Origin of the sequence: Aeromonas sp. FDAARGOS 1414, assembly GCF_019047065.1 — a bacterium.
GTDB lineage: Bacteria > Pseudomonadota > Gammaproteobacteria > Enterobacterales > Aeromonadaceae > Aeromonas > Aeromonas veronii_A.
Window position 1 is genome coordinate 785600 of sequence record NZ_CP077210.1, and the last position, 15931, is coordinate 801530.

Genomic DNA, 15931 nt, shown 5'->3' on the forward strand with positions numbered 1-15931 from the left:
GAGTTTTTCTCGTTGCAGGTCTACGGTGACTCCAGATAACACAGTAGGGGGCACTGTTTTGTTATCCGGTTTGAAGCCATATGACCACTCCCTTTTGTGGACAACTGTCAGGTGAATACCAACTCCATACAGCCAGGGAGTGGCACCAGAGTCGGCTAGCCATGCACCAGCGCGGCGGCGGCCACCTTGTGACGGGCAATAAGCTGCTCGATATCCAGCCCCTCGATGGCACCGTCCACCACCCGCCACTTGCCACCCACCATCACCCGATCGGCCCGCTCGGCGCCGCACAAGATCAGGGCCGCGATGGGGTCGTGACTGCCGCTAAAGCGCAGGTCGTCGAGCTTGAACAGCGCCAGATCTGCCTGCATGCCGGGCAGCAGCTCACCGAGATCGCTGCGCCCGAGCAGCCGGGCCGAGCCTACGGTCGCCCACTCCAGCACCTTGCGCGGAGTGATGCGCTCGGCGCCGTAGCGCAGCCGCTGCAGATAGAGGGCCTGACGGGCCTCCTGCATCAGGTTCGAGGCATCGTTGGAGGCCGAGCCATCCACCCCGAGCCCCACCGGCGCACCGGCTGCCTCCAGATCCAGGGTCGGGCAGATGCCGGAGGCGAGCCGCATATTGGAGACCGGACAGTGGCACACCCCGGTGCCCGCCGCCCCCAGCCGCGCAATCTCGTCCGGATTGAAGTGGATGCCGTGGGCCAGCCAGGTGCGATCGCCAAGCCAGCCCACCTTTTCGAGATAATCGACGGTGCGCAGGCCAAAGCGTGCAAGGCAGAACGCCTCCTCATCCAGCGTCTCCGCCAGATGGGTGTGCAGCCGCACATCGAGCTCGGCCGCAAGTCTGGCGCTCTCCACCATGATCTCCTCGGTCACCGAGAAGGGGGAGCAAGGGGCCAGCGCAATCTGGATCTGCGCCCCGGCGCCGCGCTCGTGATACTGGCGCACCAGCCGCAGACTGTCATCGAGGATCTGCTGCTGCCCCTGCACCGTGTGGCGCGGCGGCAAGCCCCCCTCATCTTCGCCAAGGCTCATGGAGCCACGGGTCAGCATGGCGCGCATCCCCAGCTCACGCACCGCCGCCACCTGAATATCGATGGACTCCTCCATCCCGCGCGGGAAGAGGTAGTGGTGATCGGCCGCCGTGGTGCAACCCGAGAGCAGCAGCTCCGCCATCGCCACCTTGCTCGCCAGCGCCAGAGCGTCGGGCGTCAATCTGGCCCAGACCGGATAGAGAGTCTTGAGCCAAGGGAAGAGCGGCTGATTGACCACCGGCCCCCAGGCGCGGGTCAGGGTCTGGTAGAAGTGGTGGTGGGTATTGATAAGGCCCGGCAGCACCACATGGTCGCGAGCATCGAACAGCTGTTCGCACGGTCGGGCAGGCTGTTGGCCTGCCGCCAGCACCTCGCTTATCAGACCGTTTTCAATCACCAGCCCGCCGCGGCCATCGACCGTTTCGGGGGTAAAGGTGGCAAGGGGGGTTTTAATCCAGATACGGGTAGCGGACATGGCCGACTCCTCCATCAGTGACACATAGGGGTGAGCCAGCTCAGTTATACCCTGTCTGCTGATCCAGAGGCGGCGGTCAGCGACCGCGGCCAACCCAGTCTAGACATACGGCGCAAAAAGTCTGTGATCGCCGTTTTGAATCAAGGTGATAGCGACGGATTACCCAAGGCGACCATCCACACAAGGTTTACCCCGCAATTAATCAACCAGTGATTAACAAAAGCTTGTGCCAGCGCAAAAAAACCTCTGGTTTCTGATAGTTGCGTGATAGCCGCCATAGTTAAGCGCTCAATGAATCCGTAAGATATTTGGCGGCGCCTGTTGGCCCCTTTTCCCAAACCAAGGTCAACGGCGCAATGTGGCAGCGACAGTCAGGGGCGGTAGCGTCTTTCACGGAGACCAGCCGGTCTCCCGCCCCTGCGCCAAGGCAACCGTCCCCTCTCCTCCTGCGGGAGAGGGTTAGGGTGAGGGGTCGCCAACCCCGTTGGCATGACTTCGCCAGCAGGGTCGGTAGGGTCGATTAGCGAAGCGTAATCGTCCGCGGTAACCGCTCCCCTTACAGGTGAAGCCCATGGCGCAATCCGCCAAGCCTGTTGCCGCAAGCAAACCCGCGTCGAATAGAGGTGCAATTCACTTCGTTCATTGCACCCTACGGTATGGGACAAACGGGATCACCCCGGCGAACAACAAGGGGCAACACCCAACCCGCAACGCCGAGGCCGGTTAACAGGCGTAGGGTGCACCAAGCGCAGCGCATTGCACCAAGGTAACCGTCCCCTGCCTATTCGGGGCACAGATTGGGCGGGTTGTTAGCTCGCAGCCAGCCCCTCGACCACCCTATGGCGAGAGCAGATTGTCACTCCTATGCAACAGGTGTCATCGCCATGGTTGCATAGGTGAAAAATCATGGTGAGTATAACGGCAAGCGGCACCCATCCCTTTCGGGAAGCGGTTTTATATTGAAGGCCCGATAGTAAGTATTTCACCGTAATAACGACTTATTTCTCGAACCTCTGATTATGCTTCGTCAATCGAACCTACGACCTTCTAAACGATGATCTAATGCTTGATTCTACGAAATCCAAAAATATTTTTCTTTAGCACAGCAATATGAAAACTAACTAGCCACCTAAAAGGCATCAGAATCAATTAAATTTTTTATTGAAAAAACAAGGAGGTTTTATGCTAAAAGTGAACTTTGTTGGCGCTGTTAATGGCGTCAGTGGCTCTTGTTCTTGGTTACATCACACTGACTCGGACATTCAATTTCTTGTCGATTGTGGTGCTTATCAAGGTGGTGATGAGCCGCAAAGAGTAGAAAAGTTTGAGGATTTTCCATTCGATGCAGAGCAAATTAGCTTTATTTTACTTACCCATGCCCACCTAGATCATTGCGGTTTAATTCCTACATTAATTGAGTATGGTTTCACTGGAAAAGTCTATGCCACTAAAGCTACTAAAGAAATTGTAGAGGTAATGTTGTTGGACTCATTAAAAATAAGCGGAATGGACCAATGTCTTTTAAAAGAAATATCATGGTTTTTGATTGATGAACAACCATTTAAATGGGGGAAAACAATATCTCTATCAGATGGACTAAAGTTTACATATTTACGAAGTAGCCATATTCTTGGAGCTGCTCACATTTCATTATCTTGGAAAACCCCAAATAGTCCTGACAGCAAATGGAAAACTATTTTGTTTAGTGGCGATATCGGTGTTAATGTAGATGGTGCTGAATATTTACCGTTACTCAAATCTGAACATTACCCTTTTCCGCAAACTGACTATATGGTCATAGAGTCAACATATGGTTCTAGAAACAGAGAACCAACAGTTAAATCAAAAGATAACCGTATCGCTGAACTGTGGAAAGTTATTAACAACGTTTGTATAAATAATGACGGCACACTGTTAGTTCCTGCATTTTCATTGCATAGAACTCAGGAGTTAATATGTGACATCTGGGCTGCAATTGAAAAAAACATGCCACCAACTTATGATGAAAATAACAAGCCAAAGAGATTTCCATGGTGTGTCCACTCGCCTCTTGGTAATAAAATATCAACTATTTATAGCGATAGACTATTTGATAAAACATCGACTGGAAAAGGCATGTACATAAATGAGTCATTATTGCAAACACTGGGGTTTGATGACTATTCAAAATTAAAAGACCTTTTTGAAAAAGATAATAATGTGTCCGAACGTCAAATTTTAAGAAAGATTGGTACCAATCAAAAATCCTCAATCAAGACACCAGAAGATGTTATCCGAAAAAGACACAAAATAATTATTGCAAGCTCAGGAATGTGCAATGCAGGGCCTGTTGTCGATTATCTTGATTTATTATCTGATAATTCCAACAATGCGATTATAATTACTGGTTATCAGGCCAAAGAAGCCAATGGTAGCTCCACGCTAACTCAAAGAATGAAAAATAGTAAAGCATCTATTTTTGACTTCTCCAGTTATTACTCTGCCCATGCTGATCAGTCTGGTCTAGTTGATTTCGTTTTGAACACTCAAAACACTGAACAATCCAATTGCAACCCTGTAACAATATTCATTAATCACGGTTCAGATGATAGTAAGGCTGGACTAAAAAACAAATTAATTGAAGGTGTAGATCTGTCAAAGAGAAAAATAAAAGACATATATCTTGCAAGCTCACAATGGTTTGATCTTGACGCGGGTACCTATCTTCCAGATACATCAGATGATACGCTCACTCTATCATTAGATCAAAAAATAGACTTGTTAGGAAATGAATTGAAAGAAATAAAGATCATGCTCAGAAGACTGCTGAGAAAAACTACACTAAAGAAGTGAACTGTCATTCATATTATTTTGGATTTTTGACGTCAATATGATCTTACGTTATTTTGAAGATGAAAAACCGCAGCCTTGAGCTGCGGTTTTTATTTCTATTCCCCAAACACACTTCTATCCCAACTAAAAAACTATTTCCCCAACCCCTTGCACTGCTCTCCCCCTGCGGCGGGATAAGCGGTGAGCGTCTCATAGAGGGCGGCGCGCAGGCTGCCGGATTGGCAGAAATCACAGCTGCCGCCAGCGTCGATATCGGTGATGCGGGCGCCTTGCGGCCCGTCCAGTACCAGATAAGTGCTGACAAAACGGTAGGTGCCGCTGGGGGCGTCAAGCGGGGTGCCCGGTTCGCCAAAGGTGAAACGCACCTTGACCTCGCTGCGATCCCGGCTGCCGGCGATGGCGCGCGACGAGAGGATCTCCGAGCCCAGCAGGTTATCCCAGGCGTTGGGCAGGAAGGGGTTGCCCTCGACAAAGGGGGGCTTCTCGTCAGGGGCCTCGCGGGTGGCTATTTCGCGCGCCTTTGAGGCGGCATTGAGCAGGCAGAGCAGCTCGGGGGAGACGATAGCGGGCAGCGCGCCGCCAAGCTCGTTCTGATAGAGGCCACTCGGTTTGACTGCGCGCTCCCAGTCGAGAAACTGGGCCACCTTGGCCTTGGCGCGGGCACTGGCGGCTGGATCGAGTTTGCCGCTGGTGGTGGTGCCCGCATGGGCCGGGGCGATCAGGGCCGCCGCAGAGAGGGCCAGTGCCAGCAAGGGCCAGCTGGATATCTTCATGATGCCATCTTCCTTATGTTCGCTTGCATGGGCCGAGCCTTGAACAAAGCGCAGGGCCCTGAAAAAAAGAGCGCAGCCCAAGGGCTGCGCTCTGCGTCAGGTCGTCAACCGGCGGCCCTTAGGCACGGCGCCAGCTGGTCTTGCCGGCGCTGTCTTCCAGCACTATGCCCATCTCGGTGAGACGGTTGCGGGCGGCATCCGCCGCAGCCCAGTTCTTGTCGGCACGGGCCTGATTGCGCTCGGCGATCAGGCGCTCGATCTCGGCAACCTCTTCGTCCGCTTCATCACCCTTCAAGAAAGCCTCAGGGTCTTGCTGCAGGATGCCGAGCACGGCGCCCAGCTCGCGCAGACGGGCGCCCAGCGCGGCGGCAACGGCCATGTCCTCGCCCTTCTGGCGGTTGATCTCGCGCACCAGATCGAACAGGGCGGAGTAGGCTTCCGGGGTGTTGAAGTCGTCGTCCATCGCATCAACGAAGCGAGCCACCTGCTCGTCACCACCGGCAGCAGCGGCTACCGGCAGATCGCGCAGAGCGGTGTACATGCGCTCCAGCGCGGCGCGGGCTTGCTTGAGGTTATCTTCCGAGTAGTTGAGCTGGCTGCGGTAGTGGCCAGACATCAGGAAGTAACGGACGGTTTCGGCGTCGTAGTGGGCCAGCACATCGCGGATGGTGAAGAAGTTGCCAAGGGATTTGGACATCTTCTCTTTATCCACCATCACCATGCCGCTGTGCATCCAGGTGTTGACGTAGTCGCCACCGTGGGCGCAGCAGGACTGGGCGATCTCGTTCTCGTGGTGCGGGAACTGCAGATCGGAGCCGCCGCCGTGGATGTCGAAGTGGTTGCCAAGGTGCTTGGAGTTCATGGCGGAGCACTCGATGTGCCAGCCAGGACGGCCCGGACCCCAGGGGCTTTCCCAAGTCGGCTCGCCCGGTTTGGACATCTTCCACAGCACGAAGTCGAGCGGGTTGCGCTTGGCATCGACCACGTCAACGCGGGCACCGGCTTGCAGTTGCTCCAGATCCTGACCGGAGAGCTTGCCGTAGTCGGCGTAGGATTCGACGATAAACATCACGTCGCCGTTATCGGCCACATAGGCGTGCTCTTTATCCAGCAGGGATTGCACCAGCTCGATGATCTCTTCGATGTGCTGGGTGGCACGCGGTTCGATATCCGGGCGCACCATGCCGAGGGCGTCGAAGTCGGCGTGCATGTCGCCAATCAGACGCTCGGTCAGCTCGTCGCAGGTGACGCGGGTTTCAGCGGCACGCTTGATGATCTTGTCATCCACGTCGGTGATGTTGCGCACGTAGGTGAGGTCATAACCGGCGTAACGCAGGTAGCGAGCGACCACATCAAAGGCGACGAAGGTGCGGCCGTGGCCGATATGACAGTGATCGTAGATGGTGACACCACACACATACATGCCCACCTTGCCCGGGTGGATAGGTTTGAATTCTTCTTTTTGACGAGTGAGTGTGTTGTATATCTTCAGCATCTTCTAACCACTGCCTGTGAGTAAAATGGTTGGTCATAATACCCCGTTCAGGGGCAGAAAACGAGGCAGAAAACGTGGCCAATCCCGCCTGCCAGCACGGTTACGGCGCCAGAGAGACTATGCCGCCAGCCCCTGATGGGCTAGAATTGCCACCACTTTATGCCATACACCTGCGGGCACTTCGTCGTCCGCATCAAATGAAAGGACATATCATGGTCACTCTGCACACCAATCACGGCGACATCACCCTCACCCTGAACGCTGAAAAAGCCCCGGAAACCGTGGCCAACTTCCTGCAATACTGCCGTGACGGTCACTACGACAACACCATTTTCCACCGCGTCATCGACGGCTTCATGATCCAGGGCGGCGGCTATGCCCCGGGCTTTGAAGAGAAAGACACTCGCGCTCCCATCAAGAACGAAGCGGCCAACGGTCTCTCCAACAAGATCGGCACCATCGCCATGGCCCGCACCATGGAGCCGCACTCTGCCAGCGCCCAGTTCTTCATCAACGTGAACAACAACGACTTCCTCGACTTCAAATCCGCTACCACCCAGGGTTTCGGCTACTGCGTATTCGGTGAAGTGACTGCCGGTATGGACGTGGTCAACAAGATCAAGGGCGTCAAGACCGGTAACTACGGCCGCATCCACCAGGACGTGCCGGTAGAAGACGTGGTGATCACCAAGGTGACCCTTGCTGACTGATCTCTGCCGACTCGGCACTGACAAAACTGCGGCCCCGGCCGCAGTTTTTCCATCTGCCTCCTCCACTGCCAGCCCAAACTGGCGCCGCCTCGACTATCTGGCCCACGGCAACCCGCGCCAGCGCTCGGCCCATGCCCTGCTCACCGCCGGTGTGTGGGATGAGCTGGCCGCGCAGTGCGCCGATATGGCACTGGTGAGCACGCTCGCCATCGGCCTGGATCGGCCGGGCAGCGATCTCGATATCCTCTGCCAGCATCCAGATCCCGCCGAGTTTGCCGCTACTTTTGCAGAGCAAGGCTGGCAGGCGAGCGACAAAGGCGACAATGTCTGGCTGCTGGAGCGCACCTTTTCCTGCCTCGAGCAGAAGAGTATCGATAGCGATTGCTACAAGAGCGATGCCTGCTGGCTACTGGAGCTCTATGTCACCCCAGCTCCCATCGAGATGCAGAACGGCTGGCGCCACCTCACCTTGATGGCGGCCCTGCTAGAGCGTTTTGGTGATGCCTTCTACCGTGACGTGCTACGTCTGCGCCTTGAAGAGGGACTAAAAGGGGAGGCGGCCATGTGCCGGTTGCTGGGGCTGGAGGGCGATCCTTATGAAGCGCTGCTGACGCTGGAGGGATGCAATCTGGCCGAGCTGTCATGGCAGCCGCCATCCCGTGACGATATCCATACCTCAACTAGCGCGATGGCGCCCGCAGCACACGATCCGTCCCCTGTTGTGTCTACTATCTCTGCCACCCCTGTTTGCCCTGTTTCGACCGAGAGCCCGATCCCCACATCATGAGCACCCTCTTTATCAGTGACATTCACCTCTCTGCCCAGCGGCCCGATATGACCGCGGCACTGGTGCGCTTTCTCGAGCACGACGCCCCCGGCGCCGATGCCCTCTATGTGCTGGGGGATCTCTTCGAATTCTGGATTGGCGATGATGACCCCAATCCGCTCCATCAACAGATGGCCGATGCCTTTTTGGCCCTGAGCCAGCAGAACGTGCCCATCTACTTTATCCACGGCAACCGTGACTTTCTGCTGGGCCAGCAGTTTGCCAAGCGCGCGGGGATGACCCTGCTGGGGGACCCCTGCGTGATCGACCTCTATGGGGAGCGGGTGGTGCTGAGCCACGGCGATCTGCTCTGCACCCTGGATCTGGGGTATCAGAAGTTTCGTCGTATCACCCAGCTCAAATGGCTGCGCTGGCTCTTTTTGCGACTGCCGCTTGCCCGCCGTCAGGCCATCGCCAGCAAGATGCGCGGCCAAAGCCAGATGGAGAATGCCCACAAGAGCCAGATCATCATGGATGTGACGCCCGCGGCGGTGGACGACACCCTGCGCGCCCACGACTGCCGGATGATGATCCACGGCCACACCCACAGACCCGCCATCCACGACTTCACCCTGGACGGCCAGCATGCCCGCCGCATCGTGCTGGGAGACTGGTTCGAGCAAGGCTCGGTGCTGGTCTGCCGCCCCGGCGAGCAGCGGCTGGAAATGCGGGCGCTGGCAATGATCGGCCCCGCCGCTCACCCATCCGTCTGACATCCCCCTGCGAGGGTTGCAGGCAAAACCTGCGGCCCGGCATCCCCTGTTAACCCGGTGAAGCGACTCATTACGGTGAGCTCAGGCTGGTATGGCCTGTGCTGATGGGGTGCTCGCCCCATCCCTATCGGTTCTGCTGCGCCAGCAACACCAAATACGGCAAACGCCGGCCAAAAAACACATCCAACATGCTGAAAATAAAGATAATTAACCATTCAATCAGCGTTGAAATAAACGAAACCGCTCATTAGACTACCGACTCCTCCCACCCGTCGTAACACAAGGAACGTATCAAACAATGAAAAAGACGGTTCTCACCCCCTTACTGGCGCTGTTGATCACAGGCTGTGGCGGCGGTGATGGCGAACAGGAAGAGACCCCTATCCGCCCCCCTGTCACCCCCAACTATTTCGAGGCATCCAGCCAGAGCAGCGCGGGCGGACAGTTGAACCCCACCAGCCTGCGGTTGGCGGCGGGTGAACAGGGGCGCTTCTCGGTACAGGCTGACAGCGGTTACCTCCTGACCGAGATAAGCGGCTGTGATGGCACCCTGGACGGCCTCACCTATACCACTGGCCCCATGCGCAGCGATTGCCAGATCTCGGCCAGCTTCACGCAGGAGAGTGCAGCCGTCTATTTCAACGCCACCACCCAAGCTTCTCTGGGAGGCGCGGTCAGTCCCGACTACCTGCGCCTGAATGCGGGTGAACAGGGGCGTTTCACCGTGCAGCCCGAGAGTGGCTTCGTGTTGGCAAACATCACAGGGTGTGAAGGCACCCTGACGGGTAACACCTACACCACAGGCCCCATGCGTGGTGATTGCCAAATCTCGGCCAGCTTTATCAGCGATGCCGCCAATGCCATTACCCGGGAAGATCATACCCTTGCCAGCGAGCAATCCCTGATCGCCCATGCCCGCGCGGCGATTGCTGACAGTGAGACGCACCGCACCGAGCTGGTTCGCAGCCTCTATCAGGGGATGGCACAGATCAGCTGGAACCCGAGCCACGACTCCATCACCTTTTCCAGCTTCCAGCCTGAGAGCACGGTGACCCTGCTCCCCTCCAACATCAATGGCAAGGGGGAGAGCGAGATCCGGGGGCTGGTGATGGTCTCCGAGCAAGCCGATTACCGTCAGGCTGCCATGGGGGCGAACCTGTTTTCCGTTGACCGCACAGCGCAGAGCGAGGCGCTGCTCAAGGGGCTGATTGGCTGGCTGACCCGGGGCAAGGATAGCGATGGCCTGCGCATCATTACCACCCAGATGCCAAGCCGCGCCGATAGCGTCTATTTTCCCCACAACGAAGGCGTGCGGGACTGGCTCAAGGCGATCTATCCCGACAAGCACAGCATCAACCCGGCCAATACCTGCGATTATCAGGCGCTGAGCGACTGTATCGACACCATGGCGCCGGAGCTTATCGTGATCAGCGATATCGACCGCCAGGGGCTGGGGTATCAGGGGATCGCACAGGGGATCGCCAAGGCCAAAGCGGCCGGGATCCCGCTGCTGCTCTCCAACTATCGGCGCGATGCCAGCCCGCTGCTAAGCCCCCTCTATCTCGATATGGGGCTGGTCACCTGGGGCAACTACTGGTCAAAACTCAGAGCCAGCGATCTGGCAGTGAACACCATCATGGCACCCGACGCCCAGCTGATGGCGGTCGATACCCTGCTTGGCAACCTTCAGGATCGCAACTTCACGACCCAGTGGCTCGATAGCTGCGGCGGCAACTTTATCAATTGCGGTGGCTCGGAGAGCTTCAACCAGCAGTTCAAGCTGGGTGCCGACTGGCTGAGAAATGGGGCCATCACCCTCGACAAGGCCGGGATCAGTCCCTTTGCCCGTGACGGCGTGACACTGTTGCCCGCCACCCTGCTGCTGGCCGACAAATACCGTGCCGCCATCGACTACCCGATTGCCTGGGATGAGCATCAATCCTGGCAGCAGGCGATGTTTGCCGACTGGCTGGTGAGCTATGCCCGCACCCGTACCCCGGCCCAGCCCGATCTGGGGGAGTACGTCACCGATCGCAACAAGGTGGTGAAGGGACAAGCGGCTCACTACGCCTATCCCGCAACGCTCACCGACAGTCGGCGCATTGCGGTTCCCTACAGCGGGCAGTGGACCACCACCGGCTGGTATGCCCTGCCGGGACAAACCATCACCCTGAGACGCACCGATAACGCCGATGTGTCCGCTACCGTCCGACTCAACTACCACAGGCCCAATACCAATCGCGCCTATGAGCAGAAGATCTATCGAGCCCCGCTGGAGCTGGCCACCGGGCGGCTGATCTTGGCCAAGGGGGGCAGTGTCACCTTCACCTCGCCCTATGGCGGCCCTATCTACCTCTATCTGGAAGGGGCGGCTGCATCGCTGGCCGTCCAGGTGAGCGCCACGGGCGTCACCCGTCATCCGGCCATCATGGATTTCAGTGATGAGCAGCAGATACGAGAGTTCAACGAGCGGCTGGAACAAACCGAGCTGCCCCATATCGATCTGCGGGCCGATGGCGCCGAACAGCATCTGCGCCGGGATCGCTTCACCAAGGCGGTTGGTGGCGTCATCCCCGACACCAATGCCCTGCTCGACAGCATCGCCCGGGATCACATCAATGGTGTCTACACCCTGGCGGGCCTGAAAATTCAGGGCAAGGGGCTCGATGAGTCGCTGCCTGCGGATGTTAAAAACGCCTGCGTGGCACTGTTGGGGGAGGGGTGTCTCGATGAATCGCTCCATACCCGCACCATCATCCAGCATGCCAACTATGACCAGAATGCCCATTGCGGCAGCGGTTGCAGTGGCAACCCGTGGGACTCTTCCGGCAGCATCAGCCCGACCGGCTGGCTCGACAATCACGAACTGGGCCACAACCTACAGACCAACCGGTTGAACGTGCAGTACGCTGCGGCAGACGATGCCGACAACTGGAGTGGCTACGGCAGCCGGGCGGGGGAAAACTCCAACAACATCTTCCCTTATGTGGTGAAGTGGCGCGCCCATTATCTGAGAGATGGCAACACGGCGCCCATCAAGGATGGACACATGAATCACAAGGATCTCTTCTATGTGTTCATGTCTGATGCGGCGCAGGTACGGGACAGGAGTGGCAACCGCGTCGTGCTCGGGGCCAACTGCAAGGTGCTCGATACCGGCGAGAGTCGCTACGAAGCCCCCTGGAAGAGCAATGCCTACGCCGTCCACAACGGCTATCGCATGGCGTTTTATATCCAGATGGCATTACGCGCCCACCGTATGCTCCTGACTGATGGCACCCGGCTGAACGATGGCTTCACTCTCTTCACCCTGCTCTATCAGCATTCACGGATCTTCGGCGCGGTAGCCGACAGTGAAGCGCAGTGGAATGCCAACAAGGATAGGCTCGGCTTTAGCCTGTTCCCCTACTCGGGGCATGCGGTCTATGGCGGCAAACGGGTGCGCGACATACCGGGCAATGACTTTATGCTGGTTGCACTCAGTCGGCTCACCGGCTGGGACTGGCGCAATCACTTCGATCTGCTTGGCCTGCGTTACTCCAGCCTCGCGGTCGCTCAGGTGCAGGCCAACCAGCGTTATGGCAGCCTGCCGATGGGGATGTATGTGCTGGAGGATGACCTGCCCCCAGCCAACATGAGCGAAGGCGTCACATTCCTGCCGCTCTCTGAAAGCGACGGATCCACCCTCTGGCCCCGCAACAGCGGCTCGCCAAGCGCCTGCCCAACACCCTGAATCCGGTCATCACGATAACCACAACAAGCGCCCGGCAGGGCGCTTGTTGTTTATCCAGCCTTTGGCCCCATAGTGGATGCCGAGAAGGTTGGGGAGTCTGCGTGGAGAAGAACGAGCCGAAAATGTGTAAGCCTGTGTAAGGACTAGACACATCTCTGGCCCATCCACGCAGCAATGTTACAGCACCGTCATCTGACCGGCATAGAGGATGAAGTAGCGCAGCAGCAAGATCCCCACCAGGCTCAGGCTGCAGACCAGCACCAGGTGGGAGCGCTGGAGCTGGCGAGCTGGCGAGCTGAACAGCCCCAACAGTTGGGGAAGCAGGATGCCGATGCCAATCACGCCAAACCAGAAGACCTGCGACCAGAAGCCGCCGCCTATGGCCGCCCACATCGCTGCCTCCCGCTGGCCGCCACCGAAGTAGAGGCCGGTGAAGAAGCAGACCAGCAAGAAGATCTCGATAGCCACGATGGGACGCTCGAAGCGGTGCACAAAGCTCACCCCCTTGCTATGGCTGCTCTCCTTGAACAGAGTCACCGCCAGCAAGATGGTGGAGGCGACCCCCGAGCTGATACCGGATACCAGAAACAGCGCCGGCAGGATCGGGTTGTTGAGCATGGGGTAGGTCTTGAGCGCCGAGAGCAGGAAGCCGGTATAGGCCCCCAGCAGTACGGCCAGCAACAACAACAGGGGAGTAAGCAGTCGCTCAAGCTGTGCCATCTTGCCTATCAGGGTATCGATGAAGGCGAACCTGTCTGCCAGCAGGTGCCGCCGCAACCCCTCGATCTCGGCTCTGAAGACCACCGCCAGCCAGGCAAACAACACCGTCATATAGACCTGAAACAGCATGACCCCCATCGACATCACGGAATCGAACTGATAGTGGAACATCAGCTTCCAGAAAGTCCAGGGTCGCGCCAGGTGGAAGATGAGGATCAGCAGCCCCAGTATCACGCTGAGCGGGGCCAGAATGGCGGTCGCCCTGATGATGCCGCTCTCGCTGCCGGCCCCGCGCTGGCGCAACAGCACCGAGAGGGTGACTGAACCGGCGGAGATCCCCAGCAGAAAGAGGTAGATGGCGATGGGACCATCCCAGACCAGTGAGTCGAAGTGAAATGCGTTATGCCACATGGTACATACCTCCCGTTTCGCTACTCACCATCTGCAGAGGGATACCGTCATGATGCGGGTTATGAGGACTCATGATTTTACCTCCCCTTTCGGTACCCGATACATCTTGGGCGAGGTGCCGAGGAACTGTTTGTAGCGATAGGTGGTTTCATGCACCAGCCGTCTGGCGATCGGGCTGTGAGGATCATCCAGATTGCCGAACACCAGCGCCTTGGTAGGGCAGGCTTCGACACAGGCGGGTTGCTTGCCGTTGGCCAGATTGGTTTTGCGGCAAAAGTCGCACTTGTCGGCAATGCGGGTGACCGGGTTGATAAAGCGTACCTGATAAGGGCAGGCCGCCAGACAGTAGCGGCAGCCGACACAGAGATCGGGGTTAATGTCGACGATGCCATCCTCGGCCCGGATATGGGATGCACCCGTCGGGCAGACATGCACACAGGGGGCGTTATCACAGTGCTGGCAGGACTTGCGGAAAAACCGGTACTCCTGATCCGGATATTCACCCACAGGGCCGGAGCGCAGGATCTGCAGGCGGGCTACCCCTTGTGGCACCTGATTGACTTCCCGGCAGGCATCCATGCAGGCGGTACAACCGATGCAGGCTGTCTCATCGTGGATCATGCCGTAGCGCACCCCCCCGATGGTCATGCTGTTGGCCAGGGCGCGGGGCGACCCCGTCATCAGGATCAAGGCGCTGGCACTCATCCCCACCATAAACTCGCGACGGGTCGTGCTCATGCGCCCTCCTTGGCCGCGGCTTGCTGCCTGGCCTCATGCTGCTTGCTGTGGCAGTCGACGCACAGCTTGATGCGGGCCTTCTCGGGAATGCCGACCATGGGCTCTTTGGCCGGGTGCAACTGATGGCAGCTGGTGCAGGTCACGCGAGTCGCATGCACGTCGTGAGCCCACAGCGCCTTGCGCAGATCATCGGGCTCATGGCAGCTCATGCAGACGCCGTTTTGCTGGCTGAGCGGGAAGGCATCGTCGCCAAAGCGCATCACGTCGACAATGCCGCCACGCTGTTTGCGGTGCTGGGCTGACGGGTTGCCGTGACAGTTGGTACAGGTCACCGCTTCATTGGTATTGGGGTTGGTGACGCTGGCATGCTTGCCATGCATCCCCTCGTTTCCGTCGTGGCACTTGTCACACTTGGCGAAACGGGCGGCCGCTTTTTTCTCGGCTGCGGCCTTCTTCGCGGCTTTGGCCTGGCGTGCGGCCAGTGCATCGGCGGCACTGCTATCGGCCACAGTGCTGACGGCAGCAGACGCTGGTTCGACGGCGGTCACTGCGAGGGCAAACTCGCTTGCACCCAGACAGATCGTGGCAAGCAAGGCCCACTGCATTATTTTTTTCATACTGGACTCCGGATCAAAGAGGTTCAGCGGCGTTATCCACCCCCTGACAAGAAAAAGAGCGACAAATACCTCCCAAAATGCCAGAAACGGGCAAGAGTCCCCCACCCACGACAGAGTGGGGGCTTGATCAATGGATAAACCTGACCGCTTTGGTTATTGCTGGCTGGCGTAGTACTCGGCCAACGCCTGGAGATCGGCATCACTCATGGCAATGATGGCGTTATTCATCTTCTCGTCATTGCTGCGCTTGCCGGCCTTGAACTCTTGCAGGGCCATCAGTATGTAACCTTTTGGCTGACCGGAGAGGATGGAGGCTTCATCGTCGGCAACGGAGCCACCTTCGGAGTGACACTTCTTGCAACCAGACTCCTCATGCAGTTTTTGTCCTGCTTTGGCCAGTGCGGCATCGAACGGCTGCTTCATCGGCTGGTAGGGCAGTTCGGCATAGTAAGCTGCCAATTCGTCGATCTGATCGTCGCTAAGACCCTTAACAATGTCGGTCATGTTTCCCTGTTTGCTGGTGTCACCGGTGACATGATTAACGGTCTTAGCAGGGCGGCCATCTAGGTAGCTTCGCATCTGCTCCGCAAGATTAGATTCTGCTATTCCGGCGATTGTCGGAATATCTGTATGTGAGCTGATCCCCTGATTACCGTGACATGCGTTACATGTTTTGGCCATCTCGTCGACCCCGGCAAAGGCTGGCCCAATTGAACCAATCAACAGAGATAACCCCACCACTTCCCATTTCATGCTTCGCTTCATTTTGCACTCCTCTTGACATAAAAATCGCAAAAGACAGCTTATACCGTTTTTTTATTCGAAAAAGTGGGCTTAGTCCCGCTTTTGAGA

At 57.3% G+C, this 15931-nt stretch carries 12 protein-coding genes; 5 read left to right on the forward strand and 7 right to left on the reverse strand.

All coding sequences use genetic code 11. From position 1 onward, the window contains the following. Window positions 1–155: 155 nt before the first annotated feature. Window positions 156–1511, reverse strand: a complete 1356-nt coding sequence (locus tag I6L44_RS03570) for an 8-oxoguanine deaminase (protein WP_216953307.1) — start codon at window positions 1509–1511, stop codon at window positions 156–158. 1182 nt (window positions 1512–2693) lie between these two features. Between I6L44_RS03570 and I6L44_RS03575 the strand changes: the two genes are divergently transcribed. Further along, entirely contained in the window at window positions 2694–4343 is a 1650-nt protein-coding gene (locus tag I6L44_RS03575) for an MBL fold metallo-hydrolase (RefSeq protein WP_216953308.1), read from the forward strand. A gap of 131 nt (window positions 4344–4474) precedes the next feature. On the opposite strand, the gene I6L44_RS03580 is transcribed toward I6L44_RS03575, so the two are convergent. Then, window positions 4475–5116 carry a hypothetical protein gene (locus I6L44_RS03580; protein WP_216953309.1) on the reverse strand — a complete coding sequence of 214 codons (642 nt, stop codon included), beginning with the start codon at window positions 5114–5116 and terminating at the stop codon, window positions 4475–4477. Window positions 5117–5234: 118 nt separating this feature from the next. After that, the gene (gene cysS, locus I6L44_RS03585; protein WP_216953310.1) at window positions 5235–6611 is read right to left on the reverse strand and encodes a cysteine--tRNA ligase; all 1377 of its coding nucleotides are present in this window, start codon (window positions 6609–6611) and stop codon (window positions 5235–5237) included. A gap of 212 nt (window positions 6612–6823) precedes the next feature. On the opposite strand from cysS, the gene I6L44_RS03590 reads away from it, so the two are divergent. From I6L44_RS03590 to I6L44_RS03605, 4 genes are all read left to right on the forward strand, one after another. Beyond that, window positions 6824–7321 carry a peptidylprolyl isomerase gene (locus I6L44_RS03590; RefSeq protein WP_005337417.1) on the forward strand — a complete coding sequence of 166 codons (498 nt, stop codon included), beginning with the start codon at window positions 6824–6826 and terminating at the stop codon, window positions 7319–7321. After that, window positions 7311–8108 carry a DUF4269 domain-containing protein gene (locus I6L44_RS03595; RefSeq protein ID WP_216953311.1) on the forward strand — a complete coding sequence of 266 codons (798 nt, stop codon included), beginning with the start codon at window positions 7311–7313 and terminating at the stop codon, window positions 8106–8108. Before I6L44_RS03590 ends, I6L44_RS03595 begins: the two co-directional genes overlap by 11 nt. Beyond that, entirely contained in the window at window positions 8105–8860 is a 756-nt protein-coding gene (gene lpxH, locus I6L44_RS03600) for a UDP-2,3-diacylglucosamine diphosphatase (protein WP_216953312.1), read from the forward strand. Before I6L44_RS03595 ends, lpxH begins: the two co-directional genes overlap by 4 nt. A gap of 298 nt (window positions 8861–9158) precedes the next feature. After that, the gene (locus I6L44_RS03605; RefSeq protein ID WP_216953313.1) at window positions 9159–12593 is read left to right on the forward strand and encodes an ImpA family metalloprotease; all 3435 of its coding nucleotides are present in this window, start codon (window positions 9159–9161) and stop codon (window positions 12591–12593) included. 177 nt (window positions 12594–12770) lie between these two features. On the opposite strand, the gene nrfD is transcribed toward I6L44_RS03605, so the two are convergent. From nrfD to I6L44_RS03625, 4 genes are all read right to left on the reverse strand, one after another. Beyond that, window positions 12771–13724, reverse strand: a complete 954-nt coding sequence (nrfD, locus tag I6L44_RS03610; protein WP_216953314.1) for a cytochrome c nitrite reductase subunit NrfD — start codon at window positions 13722–13724, stop codon at window positions 12771–12773. 69 nt (window positions 13725–13793) lie between these two features. After that, window positions 13794–14462 carry a 4Fe-4S dicluster domain-containing protein gene (locus I6L44_RS03615; protein ID WP_216953315.1) on the reverse strand — a complete coding sequence of 223 codons (669 nt, stop codon included), beginning with the start codon at window positions 14460–14462 and terminating at the stop codon, window positions 13794–13796. Continuing rightward, on the reverse strand, window positions 14459–15079 hold the full coding sequence (nrfB, locus tag I6L44_RS03620) for a cytochrome c nitrite reductase pentaheme subunit (RefSeq protein ID WP_216953316.1): 621 nt from the start codon (window positions 15077–15079) through the stop codon (window positions 14459–14461). The genes I6L44_RS03615 and nrfB overlap by 4 nt, the downstream gene beginning before the upstream one ends. Window positions 15080–15232: 153 nt before the next feature. After that, window positions 15233–15844, reverse strand: coding sequence for a c-type cytochrome (locus tag I6L44_RS03625; RefSeq protein ID WP_216953317.1), 612 nt, complete (start codon window positions 15842–15844; stop codon window positions 15233–15235). Window positions 15845–15931: the final 87 nt, after the last annotated feature.